Origin of the sequence: Moritella sp. Urea-trap-13 (assembly GCF_002836355.1) — a bacterium.
GTDB lineage: Bacteria > Pseudomonadota > Gammaproteobacteria > Enterobacterales > Moritellaceae > Moritella.
This window is the reverse complement of sequence record NZ_PJCA01000006.1, coordinates 1-13219: the sequence shown is the minus strand read 5'-3', so window position 1 is coordinate 13219 and position 13219 is coordinate 1. Positions and strand designations below refer to the sequence as shown.

Here is a 13219-nt window from a genome sequence, read left to right as displayed (position 1 = left end):
AATTGAATCAGGAACAAGACGATCTTCACCCGCTTGAATCACAAACGAGCCAGATTGCGATGCAGGGTAAGTGGTATCAGTACCACCAACACCGTTACCATCAACATCTAAATCACCTTCAGCCAGTGTTAGCACACCGTCATCGCCACCCGCGGCATTGCTCCCATCCGTAAGGGAAATAGCCAATGTGCCGTCAGTGCTATCGCCATCATTATCGGTCGCTGTCACACCCAAATTAATATTGGTTAATTCACTGTCACTTTGATCAACTGGACCAGTGACAATCACTTGATATGAACCATCCGTCGCGATAGTGACTGTCATCACCGCATCGCCCGCATTGTCGAGTACGGTTAATATATTATCAACAACCGTAAACGTGGTCACTGCGCCGTTACTCGTGATCCCCGTTAATCCAGGTTGCGCTGCTTGGAAGACAATACTGTCAATCGCATCTGAGCCCACATCTAATGGGATCTGACCTGAAATTGTATTGCCTTTCTCGGTTGACTCATTAATTGTCACACCAGAATCAGTACCAAACGAAGGATTTGCACCATCTGTTATCGTGATATCTACATTAGCTGGTGCATCTAAATCATCTCCATCGGTATCGGTCGCTTGCACTGGCACATTGATGTGAATTTCATCATTAGCGGACGTTATGTAGCCGCCAGTGTCGCCAGTATTCGTATGATCTAACGGGACATGCTGCGTGATGGTCACCGTAACTTTCACGTCTTGACCTTGCTGCTCGCCAGATAAAGACACAGTAACCGCAACAACGCCGTTTAATGCACCAACAAGATTGCCGTCACTATCGACGCTAAAGGTCAGCGCTTCTCCGCCCGAGGTTAGTTCAGCTTGCAGCTCTGCTATTAAATCACTTTGTAATGCAGGGTCAATTTTGATCGAACCCGGAACAAGACGGTCTTCACCTGCTTTAATCACAAACGAGCCAGATTGTGACGCTGGGTAAGATGTATCAGTATCGCTTGGATTAACGCCGTCGCCAGCAACGTCTAAATCGCCTTCGGTCAACGTAACAGCGCCTTGATCTTTACCTGCGGCATTGATGCCGTCAGTAATCGTAATGTCCATTAAACCATCAGTGGTATCGCCATCTTTATCGGTCGCTGTCACGTTCAGGTCAATATTAACCTTATCACTCGCGTCTTTCTGATCAACTGGACCTGTCACGGTGACTTTATACGAACCGTCAGTCGCGATGATCACTGTCATCACTGGTTTATCTGCGCTATCCAGTACCGTTAATGTATTACCGACAACCGTGAATGTAGCCGCCTGACCATTACTCGTAATGCCAGCAAGACTTGGTTGATTTGATTGGAATACGATGGTCGCGATTTCATCAGAACCCACATTCAGCGGGATCTGACCTTCAATTACCTTGTTTTCGTCTGTTGACTCATTAATTGTTACACCAGAATCAGTACCAAACGAAGGATTAGCACCATCTGTTATCGTGATATCTACATTGGCTGCCGTATCTAAATCATCTCCGTCGGTATCAGTTACTTGCACGGGCACGTTGATATGGATCTCATCATTATTAAAAGTCATGTAACCCGCTGTATCAGAACCATTATGATCCAATGAGACGTTTTGCGTGATGGTCACCGACACTTTTACATCTTGGCCTTGCTGTTCGCCCGCTAGGGAAACCGTAACAGCGACATCACCGCTCGGCAATTTACCAACCAAATTACCGTTACCATCGACTGTAAAGGTCAGTTTTTCGCCGCCCGAGGTCAGTTCGTTTTGCAACTCGGTAATTAACGCATCTTGTAAAGCAGGGTCGATAGCGATGGAATCTGGGACCAAACGGTCTTCACCCGCTTGAATCACGAACGAACCTGATTGTGACGCTGGGTAAGTCGTATCTATATCATTTAGGTTAACACCATCACCCGCTACGTCTAAATCGCCTTCGTTCAACGTAACAGTGACTAGGTTATTACCATCTGTACCGTTTCCCCCCGCATCACCACCATCAGTGATAGTGATGTCGATCGAACCATCGGTGCTGTCGCCGTCTTTGTCGGTAGCGGTAACGTTCAAGTCAATATTGGTTGATTCGCTGTCAACTTGGTCAACAGGACCAGTTACGGTCACTTCGTATGAACCGTCAGTGGCGACAGTCACCGTCATCACAGGTTTGCCAACACTATCCACTACTGTCAGTGTATTACCGACAACCGTGAACGTGGTCGCTTCACCATTACTGGTCATACCCGCAAGACTTGGTTGGTTTGATTGGAATTCAATGGTCGCGATTTCATCAGAACCCACATCTAGTGGAATTTGACCGGAAATTACATCGCCTTTTTGCGTTGTTTCATCAACAGTGACACCCGAATCCGTACTAAATGACGGGTCAATACCATCAGCAATACTGATGTCAATGCTAATAGGGTTATTTAGCTTATTATTGCTAGCATCGGCGCCCTGAATAGACACATTAATATTTATTTGATCATCAATATTGGTGACTAAACCTGAGCTATTTGTGCCATCACCATGATCAATAGGTTGGTGTAATGTCGTCGTGATATTCACAGTAACATCTGGACCATTGCTACTGGTATCTAAATCAATAGTCAATACCAGTTCACCGTTATGCGTACCAATAATAGAGTTTGTTACTGAATCAAAGACAAATTCAATAGACTCACCACCTGATGTGATATCACTATTTAGTTCGCTAAGTAAGTTATCAAGAGTAAGGGAATCGAACGTAAATGAATCAGGATTGAGTGGCTGTGTTCCTGCTTCAATAGTGACAGATTGAGTGGTTACGACTGGATAAGTACTCGATTGAACATTATCACCTAAATCGCCTTCAACCAAAGAAATAGACGCAGCATTGCCCCCTTCAGCTGTAAGATTAGCGAGGCTTTCATCTTCATTTCTTGTTTCTTGCTGCTCACTAGCAGTATCAAACCCGGCTTGTGCAAGTAATTCATTGTTATCATAATCAATAACAACAAACGAGCTATTTGATGAACCTTGCGCTTCATTACCTGCCGCAGTGTCTATCGTTTCTGTTGGATCATCACCAGCTAAAATTGCATCTTGAATCGCTGCTATATCATCCAATGAAAAGTTAGCATTACTCGCGCCTTCTGCACTAAACGATACGCTATCACTGAGCTCTGAGATTTTTAGGCCATCTTCGGACATAATGATGCAGGTGGGGCAAGATTCATTCACAATAGTAGGAATGCCATTTTTCATCACAACAAATTTAGCACCGGCATTTGCAACGAGTACTTCATCTGATTGCATCTGATAATCAGCTTCAATAGGGACAATCTTTTCCCCTGCTTTAATAATAAAAGCGACATCCTTTGGAATCTGCATATCAACCACATTTATCGTATCGTTCTTAGCCATAAAAATACCACTCCATAAACACTTAAACTATGTACAAACCCACAGATAATTTAACACTTGCTACCACTTTGTTACCGTACTGTTACTACGCTTCTATTGTAGTTCTATTACATTGTTATTGTTGTTATTAATATTATTGTTATTGTTATTGTTATTGCATTTTAAAGGTATACTTTCCAGTAATGATACGTTGACCATTATGTTGTATAGCTATTGCTATTGCTTTTTTTATATCGTTTAATAATATGTGGCCATATTATCACATTGTCATTTAAAATAATCTGTTGCAAATATACTAGGGTCTGTTTATCTTTGTTTGAAATTTTTACGATAGGAGAGAATCTCGTATAATCGCTTACGTGTTGGCAGTCCTTGGCCTGATTTATCTGCATTTTTGGTTTATGGAATACGATTTATCGCGGATTTTTCTTAGCTTGAGAAAAATCATATTGATTAGATTATTTAAAACATGCTCGCCCTCACATACTCAATGATTTGGCTACCAATATGAAAGATCAACAGGCCTAGCAGAAGAAAAGTAAATTTAAACACTTGTAATGCAAAAAGTTGAGAATGAATGTTTAAGGTATTAAACTTTGCTCTCTTTTTTATAAAGAATATCTATTTTTAGATCTAGAATGTACCTACGTATTTACAGTAGGAGTTCTTAGACAATAGCATTGGTAATTATATGGCTAAAAAAAACCGAGCACTTTCACCTACTCAATTAGATTTCGTTGATGATAAATCAGCGGCATTATTATTAAATACACCACACAGTGCAAGAATAATGCTTTGGGTCATAGTTCTATTTTTTATAGTCGCAATTGCTTGGGCGTCTGTTGCTGAGCTCGATAAAGTAACAGTAGGTACGGGTAAAGTAATTCCGTCATCGCAGCTACAAATTGTGCAAAACCTCGAAGGTGGCATAGTTAAAGAAGTGTTAATAAAAGAAGGGCAGCATGTCGAAAAAAATCAAAAATTATTATTACTTGATGACACCCTCTTTCGATCTGATTTTCGTGAAAGAACACAAGGCTTAGCAGGCTCTCAAGCTGACTCGATACGATTAAATGCTTTATTAGGCAGTGTCACGGTTAACAAAGAAAAAGCAAATACTAATTGGCGAAAAAGTGTTGATGTTAAAGATAACATACTTAAATTCGATACTAACTTTGTAGATAAGCATAAGAAATTAGTGCGACGTCAAGAAAATGAGTACAAGGATAAAATCGAAAATATTCAAAACCAGTTAGCAGGAATGGCGCAACAGATCAATCAAAAAGAACGCGAATTAATCGAAACTAAATCACGTATGAACAACCTTCGACGCAGCTATGACATCGCGAGTGAAGAATACAACATCACAAAACCACTTGCTGACGAAGGTGTTGTACCAAAAATTGAATTACTCAAATTACAACGACAGTTAAACGATACCAAGCGTGAATTGACCTCTGCAGAGCTTCAGATACCAGTAACACAGGCAACAATTCAAGAGGTCATTTTCAAATACATTAATATTGCTTCTAATTTTCGCTCTGAAGCACAAGCGGAATTGAATGAAACGAGCGACCAACTCAACAGTTTATTAGAATCACAGGTTGGTCTTGAAGATCGCGTAAATCGAACTGTCGTTTTATCTCCTGTCAAAGGTACAATTCAAAAAATTTATGTTAATACAGTAGGCGGTGTCATTCAGCCAGGTATGGACTTAGTTGAAATTGTACCAACAGAAGATGCTTTAATGATTGAGGCAAAAATTGCGCCTCAAGATATTGGTTTTTTACGCCCAGATTTACCTGTAATAATCAAATTTAGTGCTTATGACTTTACCGTCTACGGGGGCTTATCTGGTTACTTAGAAACAATCAGCGCAGACACAATTCAGGATGAAGAAGGAAATAGTTATTACCAAGTACGTATAAGGACAGAAGATAACACTCTTAAAGGACCAGATGGTGAACCCTTACCGATCATCCCTGGCATGACCGCATCGGCAGACATCATCACAGGCAAGCGTTCTGTTTTAGATTATCTGCTTAAACCCGTTCTTAAAGTTCGTCAAACGGCATTAAGAGAGTAATTATAATGATAATCAAAAAACGTATTAAAAAAATCGCACTACTTATTAGTCTTCAATCCATGGCTATACCAGTGATGGCGCAATCATTAGAGCAAGCGATAGCCCAAACACTAATATCCAATCCTGAAATCAAAAGTACATATAATGAATTTATGAGCCGTAACGAGCTCATAAATTCTTCAACAGGTGACTACTTACCTTCTGTCGATCTAGAAGCTGGAGTTGGTTATGAAGATTACGATAATGAAACTGGCTCCAAAGGGGAGTATGATCCTCGAAATGTGAAAATATCGTTCAAACAATTATTGTGGGATGGCTCGATTTCCTATAACGATATTCAGCGTAATAAAGCTGAAGCAGAAGCTCAACGTTACCAATTATTGTCTGATGCACAAGACATAGCATTAACGGCTACTGAAAGTTACCTCGATGTATTACGCGCCCAAAACATATTAACCCTGTCTAAAACCAACTTTGCTGTTCACCAACGCATGTATTCTGATATTAAAAAACGTGCAGATGCTGGTTTCGGATCTAGCGCTGATCTTGCCCAAATCGAAGGGCGCTTAGCGCGCTCCAATAGCAATTTAATATCAGCACAAAATAACCTTATCGATAAAAATACGTCATTTTTCCATACAATTGGCGCATTTCCTGAAGCATTAGAGAAACCAGAGGTTGATATCAATTTCCTCGCTAAATCACTTGATGAGGCAATGGAAAAAGCACGAAATAATAACCCTGTTACCTATGTCGCCTCAAATGATATCGAAGCTGCTCTGCAACAATACGAACAAGCCAAAGGCACATTTTACCCATCATTTAGCATTGAAGCATCTCAAGAATGGGGAGACGAGCTCAATGGCTCACCAGGTTATACTGATGAGTTTTCAGCCATGCTAAAAATGCGTTATAACCTCTATAACGGCGGCTCTGATAAAGCAAAGAGTCGTCGCGCGGCATACCAAATAAATAAATCAAAAGATATTCGAGACAGTGCCCACCGTATGCTAGAAGAAGGTACGCGTTTAGCATGGAGTGCAATGGAACTGACATCCGAACAATCCAAATTTTTACAACAACATGTCGATGCTTCAGCTAAAACCGTCATCGCGTATGAAAAACAATTTAGGATTGGGAAGCGAACACTATTGGACTTATTGAATACAGAGAATGAACTATTTGAATCACGAAAAGCCTATTTAAATGCCCATTACAGCGGTATTCTGGCCAAATATCGAGTATTAAATGCAACAGGTTTATTACTCGATTCAATGCGTGTCGATGTACCAAAGAGTTGGGTTAGCACTGTCAAATAGAAAAGGGAATAATAACAATGAAACGAACTTTAACTGGTTTATTAGCACTCACCTTATTTGGCTGTTCTGTCACAGTGGAAGAGCCGCCTATTGCAGAGCAATCACAAGACCAACGAGACTTTGATCACGATGGTGTCATTAATCTTCGAGATCTATGTGCTGATACCCCTCATTCTGCCATCGTAGATAACGATGGTTGCCCAACAAGCATAAAGCGTGACGAAGAAAATTCTGTACGGGTTCTTTTTGCTAATGATTCAACTGTAATACCTGAAACCTTCTTACCAGAAATTCAACGCATGGCTGATTTTTTAGATGCCTATCCAGAAACCTATATTGAATTACAAGGTTATGCGAGCCCTGTAGGTAAAGCAGAATACAATATTGCGCTATCAAAACGACGAGCAACAAAAGTGCGGAAACAGCTCATTGCCGAAGGTGTTGCTCCTCAGCGAATAAAAGCAATTGGCTTCGGTGATGTAGAACCAATAGAAGCAGAATCAAGTGAAGCGACTAACACGCTAAGCCGTCGTGTTGTGGCTCGAGTTGTCGGTTCAAAAGGTATCCTTGTTGAGGAATGGACTATTTTCACGTTCAGAGATCGTTAATGTTATCCCTAATAATTGACTCTATATGAATGAATAAATCAAAATAAATAAACCTAAAACTAACTTTGATGAGTGAGTATAATGACACTTTATAGACAACTACTGATATGGATACTGGTTGTATTTTTTGCTATTATCACCTCAGTATTTGCGATTCAATTCAACACAACACGCGATTTTTTACGTGAACAGCAATCGACTGAAATTGATAATACAGTCAGAACTGTAAATCTGGCATTAACCCCCTATTTACAAGTCCATGATACTGTATCAGCAAAGTCAATGTTCAACGCTAGCTTCGACGGCAACCGTTATAGCAAAGTACACCTCAGTATATTAGATTATAGTGATGAGGTTGTTCTTAGCTATCCCACACAAGTAACAGATGTACCTAGTTGGTTTCAAAGTGTCATCATTATCGATCCTATCATTCGAACTTCAGCCTTAACCAATGGTTTGATACCACTAGCAAACCTCACTGTAACCAGTAGTTCAATTTATGCTTACCAACAGCTTTGGCAAGCGAGTTTACAGCTTATATTCGGTTTTATTCTTACATTCTTATTAGGCTTGTTATTACTCGCCTTTATTTTATCTAAAGTGCTTAAACCGCTAAAAGCGGTTCAATACCGTGCTCGTCAAATGTCTGATAATCAATTTGGCCCTACTTTAACAATTCCCAACACTCGGGAATTAAGTGACGTGGTGATTGCATTGAACCATATGAGTGCACAACTCAAAGTCCATTTTGATCAACAAGCGCAAGAGGCTGATAATTTACGTATTAGAGCATATCAAGATGCTGTATCAGGGCTCGCAAACCGTAGCTACCTAATGGCACAAATTAATTCCTGGTTAACATTACCTTCTACAGGTGGTATCGCATTATTAAAAGTAGATTTAATTACAGATGCCTATGCACAAGATGGGGATGAGGCTGGCGACCACCTAGTACAAACATTATCGTTTCGGATGAAAGAACTTATCAATGATGATTATACGCTCGCACGCATTAACCAGTCCGAATTCATGTTACTCGCACCACATATCACAGCAGTAGAACTAAAAACCATGGGGCGTTCATTACTACTTATGACATCAGAACTGCAAAACGACCCTCTTTATATTGCTCCAGTTCAAGCAAGAGTCGGTTTAGTCATGCGCAATCATGGCGACACAATGACGACACTACTTGCACAAGCTGATAATGCTCTTATGCAAGCAAGGCAGCAATTACAAGAGCCTTTAGCATTATTTGATGTAAAAGAGCAAAGTCAGGCGAGTAAAAAGGTCACTATAGGTAAGCAACAATGGAAAGCATTAGTAGACGAAGCTATTGCTAATAAGTTGTTTAAATTCAACTTCCAAAAAGCCATTGATCATCACCAAAATACTCTTCATCAAGAAGCATTTGTTTATATTCAGAAAGACAGCCAACATTATTACGCCGCACAGTTTTTAGGGGCAATAGAACAGTTAGATACGAGTACACACATGGATATGCACATCATCGACGAGCTATTTAATATGCTAAAAAATGATACAAGTATCGACAATATTGCAGTTAATATTACAAATAAAAGCGTCAATGACACAGGCTTCATTCGTTGGTTAGCCAATAAAATGCAATCTAATCCGCAATTGAAAGAGCGTATTATATTTGAGCTTCCTGAAATTTGTTTTATCAAACATAGTAACAATGTAGGGTTATTATGTGACATAATTCATCAAAATAACTTTGCCTTTGGTATCGATAATTTTGGACACAATTTCAGTTCGATCGGCTACCTAAATAAGTTTCGCCCAGCATATGTAAAACTGGATTTTGCATATACTCATCAACTTGAAAACCAAGTCAAAGCTGATGTGCTTGCATCAATTACCCGAACAGCGAATAACCTATTAATTACGACCATTGCGACTCGTGTTGAAGTAACCAGCCAACAAGAAAAATTGGCTGCGCTTATGGTAAGGGGTTTTCAAGGTTATGTGGTAGATAAAATAAATAGTGAAAAAAATATATGAAAGATCCCCTACTTCAGTCTTTAGTTTATGTAAGTCGTTATTATGGCCAGGCGAATTCCCCGGAAGCTTTGATTTCAAATCTCCCCCTTGCTGACGGTCTTCTTACTCCATTTCTTTTGCCTCGTGCGGCCGAAAAGGCTGGCTTACAAGCCAAAGAGAGCAAAATGGCTCTCAATGATATTTCTCCGTTATTATTTCCTATCATCATGCTCTTAAAAGGAGGTGATGCATGTGTTGTTCTCAGTATCGATCATGAAAAAGGAGAAGCAGAAGTTGTACTCGCACAATCAGATGCGAACCAACAATGGATAAGTCTTGATGATCTAAACCAGCAATACACAGGACATTTATTTTTAATGAAAAAACGCTTTCGATATGATGAGCGTTCTCCTGAGATATTAAAAAACCGCGATGGTCACTGGTTTTGGAGTACAATATGGGAATCTCGTAACATCTACCGCGATGTACTCATCGTTTCGATTTTAATCAATATCTTTGCTATTTCTACCCCACTCTTCACTCGTCTTGTTTACGATAAAATAGTGCCTAATCTGGCATTTGATTCTTTATGGGTACTGGCTATTGGTATCTCTATTATTTTTGGCTTTGATTTAATACTAAAAATTATGCGCAGTTATTTTATCGACCTAGCAGGGAAAAAATCAGATCTATTAATTTCAGCTAAAATATTTAGCCGAGTGATGGGTATTCGAATGGAAGTTAAGCCACCGTCAGTAGGCGCTTTTGCTCGTCATATGCAAGAATTTGAATCTATTAGAGAATTTTTTACCTCTGCCACCGTCTCATCATTAATTGATTTACCATTCGCATTGATATTCCTTGTTATTATTTGGTTTGTTGCTGGCCCTCTAGCATATGTCCCTTTGATTGCCGTCATCATTTTAGTGATTTATAGCTTATTTATTCAACGACCTTTACGTCGTAGTATTGAAGAGGGATCTCGTCTTTCATCGCAAAAAAATGCCAACCTAATTGAAAGCTTAAGTGGTTTAGAAACCGTAAAACTATTCGGAGCACAAAATCAATTCCAGTACCGTTGGGAAGAAGCGGTTGCCCACATGGCTAATTGGGGGCTCAAATCTCGTCGCATTACAGATTCAGTACAAAATATCGCTGGATTTTTACAACAGTTTGCCTCTGTAGCCATGATCGTATTTGGTGTCTATCTCATTGCCGATGGCCAGTTAACCATGGGGGGACTTATTGCTGCCACCATGTTAAGTGGACGAGCTGTTGGCCCTTTAGTACAACTTTCATTGTTATCAACACGCTACAATCAGGCAAAATCAGCCATGACTATCATCGAGCAACTTATGCAGATGCCAACAGAGCAAGAAGACGGTAAACGTTATATTCACCGCCCTGTAATCAAAGGTAAAATTGTTTTTGATAAAGTTAGTTTTACTTACCCGAATGCAACTAATGCCGCACTTAAAGATGTCAGTTTCACGATTACCCCTGGAGAAAAAATCGCTATCATTGGCCGTATCGGTTCAGGAAAAACGACCATTGAACGTTTGATTATGGGGTTATACCAGCCCATAGAGGGATCAGTTCAAATTGATGATACCGACATCAACCAACTTCATCATATTGATGTTCGTAGAAATATCGGTTGTGTACCTCAAGACATCACTTTGTTCTTTGGCTCTATTCGAGACAACATTATTCTGGGTCGCCCATTAACAACAGATCAAGATATTTTACTTGCAGCAGAACGCTCAGGGGTGACAAACTTTACACAACAAGATGCAGCAGGTTTAGAGAAACAAGTCGGTGAAGGTGGTGCAGCTCTTTCTGGTGGGCAACGTCAAGCGATTGCCATTGCTCGAGCCCTAGTTGGAAAACCTCCAGTACTGTTAATGGATGAGCCAACAAGCAGCATGGATAACCGTTCAGAAATGTACATTAAGCACCAACTAAACGGCTTATCTAAAGACGAAACTCTTATTCTTATTACTCATAAAAACAGCATGTTAGATGTTGTTGATCGTTTAATTGTGATGGAAAAAGGGCATATTATTGCTGATGGCCCTAAAAGTCAGGTACTTAAACAATTAAGTGAAGGCAACCTTACACGGGCAAGAGCCAGCAATTAATAAGGCTATGTCTGAATCAGCTGTTGCGGTAAATGCCCAGCAGCTTCTAAGTCCTTTACTCTTAATCACTTCGAGCCTAATACCTGATTTACTACAAAATGCCTTATATACCGCTGAAGTAATTCATACACAAGATAAGATGATCGTTCGACAGCAGTACCGTCAGACATAACCAAAAAAGCCTGAAGAAAATGCATTCAGGCTTTTTTAATTTTAACTTATTATACGTTTAGTTTGATACGTTAAAATTTAGCATACGTTCTAATGGAATAAGCGCTTTTAGACGAATATCTTCATCGACAAAGACTTCATGTCCATCATCATTAATTAATGAATCTTCGATAGATTTAAGGCCATTCATGCCCATCCAAGGGCACATAGCACAACTACGGCAACTCGCGCCATTACCGCCTGTTGGTGCCGCAATCATTTCTTTATCCGGACACGCTTGCTGCATCTTAAAGAAGATACCTTTGTCCGTTGCTACAATCAATTTTTGTTGTGGTAGCTCTTTTGCCGCTTTAATTAGCTGGCTAGTCGAGCCTACTGCATCAGCAAGATCGATGACGTCAGCTGGTGATTCTGGGTGAACAAGCACAGCCGCATCTGGATTTTCTGCTTTTAAACGTTTTAATGCAGATGCTTTAAATTCATCATGGACGATACAAGCACCCTGCCAACGCACCATTTTCGCGCCAGTTTGCTTTTCAATCCAAGCACCCAAATGACGATCTGGGCCCCAAATTAATTTTTTACCTTCGCTATCGAGATGATCAACAACATCCAATGCAATACTTGATGTTACCACCCAGTCTGCGCGTGCTTTAACAGCGGCAGAGGTATTGGCATAAACAACAACTGTATGGTCTGGGTGAGCGTCACAGAATGCAGAGAACTCTTTAACCGGACAACCTAGGTCCAATGAACAAGTTGCCTCTAATGCAGGCATGATAATACGTTTGCTTGGCGCTAAAATCTTTGCTGTTTCGCCCATAAAGCGAACGCCTGCAATGATTAGCGTTTTAGCGGGGTGATTGTTCCCAAAGCGCGCCATTTCCAAAGAGTCAGCAACACAACCGCCAGTCTCTTCAGCAAGTGCTTGGATCTCAGGATCGGTATAATAGTGGGCTATTAATACTGCGTCTTTTTCTTTTAAAAGCTGTTTAATACGCGCTTTATAGTCCAGTTTTTCTTGTGCCGATAACGGAACTGGTTTTTTTGGGAATGGGTATTCCATTTCTACTACATTGGGAATCATAGCTAATCACTCAGAGCTCAAAAAATGTATCTTCGGGCATTATACATGGCATTGTCATGAAAGCGTAACTTAGCGCAATGTTTTTTCTATACAAACAAAAAAGCCTCGCTAATAGCGAGGCTTTTTATTCTTGATACTACTTTTTCTTTATTTACGAAAAGAGTAGTCAAATTGGTGGGCTGTGAAGGATTTGAACCTTCGACCAATTGATTAAAAGTCAACTGCTCTACCAACTGAGCTAACAGCCCTTTTTATTACATCGATAGTTACCTATCGTTTAACTGGTTGCGGGAGCAGGATTTGAACCTACGACCTTCGGGTTATGAGCCCGACGAGCTACCAGACTGCTCCATCCCGCGACAATGCTGTGTGTTCTTTACAGAACT

At 40.2% G+C, this 13219-nt stretch carries 7 protein-coding genes and 2 tRNA genes; 5 read left to right on the top strand and 4 right to left on the bottom strand.

Translation table 11 applies throughout. From position 1 onward, the window contains the following. On the bottom strand, positions 1 to 3417 hold a 3417-nt coding region (locus CXF93_RS21940; RefSeq protein WP_157824407.1), incomplete at its 3' end, for a retention module-containing protein. A 691-nt stretch (positions 3418 to 4108) separates the two neighbouring features. Between CXF93_RS21940 and CXF93_RS02835 the strand changes: the two genes are divergently transcribed. From CXF93_RS02835 to CXF93_RS02815, 5 genes are all read left to right on the top strand, one after another. Further along, on the top strand, positions 4109 to 5503 hold the full coding sequence (locus tag CXF93_RS02835; RefSeq protein WP_101060895.1) for an HlyD family type I secretion periplasmic adaptor subunit: 1395 nt from the start codon (positions 4109 to 4111) through the stop codon (positions 5501 to 5503). A gap of 5 nt (positions 5504 to 5508) precedes the next feature. Next, positions 5509 to 6822 carry a TolC family outer membrane protein gene (locus tag CXF93_RS02830; RefSeq protein ID WP_101060893.1) on the top strand — a complete coding sequence of 438 codons (1314 nt, stop codon included), beginning with the start codon at positions 5509 to 5511 and terminating at the stop codon, positions 6820 to 6822. A 17-nt stretch (positions 6823 to 6839) separates the two neighbouring features. Further along, positions 6840 to 7430 (top strand): OmpA family protein, encoded by a 591-nt coding sequence (locus tag CXF93_RS02825; protein ID WP_101060891.1) that lies wholly within the window; start codon positions 6840 to 6842, stop codon positions 7428 to 7430. Positions 7431 to 7511: 81 nt separating this feature from the next. Next, positions 7512 to 9455 carry an EAL domain-containing protein gene (locus tag CXF93_RS02820; protein ID WP_101060889.1) on the top strand — a complete coding sequence of 648 codons (1944 nt, stop codon included), beginning with the start codon at positions 7512 to 7514 and terminating at the stop codon, positions 9453 to 9455. Further along, positions 9452 to 11575 (top strand): type I secretion system permease/ATPase, encoded by a 2124-nt coding sequence (locus tag CXF93_RS02815; protein ID WP_101060887.1) that lies wholly within the window; start codon positions 9452 to 9454, stop codon positions 11573 to 11575. Before CXF93_RS02820 ends, CXF93_RS02815 begins: the two co-directional genes overlap by 4 nt. Before the next feature lie 229 nt (positions 11576 to 11804). Here CXF93_RS02815 and nadA read toward each other — a convergent pair whose 3' ends face one another. The 3 genes from nadA to CXF93_RS02800 all read right to left on the bottom strand — a co-directional run bounded on the left by nadA (position 11805) and on the right by CXF93_RS02800 (position 13192). Beyond that, positions 11805 to 12812: a quinolinate synthase NadA gene (nadA, locus tag CXF93_RS02810; protein ID WP_101060884.1), complete on the bottom strand. Its 1008-nt coding sequence runs from the start codon at positions 12810 to 12812 to the stop codon at positions 11805 to 11807. A gap of 193 nt (positions 12813 to 13005) precedes the next feature. Further along, positions 13006 to 13081 (bottom strand) — tRNA-Lys (locus CXF93_RS02805). Between the two features lie 34 nt (positions 13082 to 13115). After that, positions 13116 to 13192: transfer RNA gene (locus tag CXF93_RS02800), tRNA-Met, on the bottom strand. Positions 13193 to 13219: the final 27 nt, after the last annotated feature.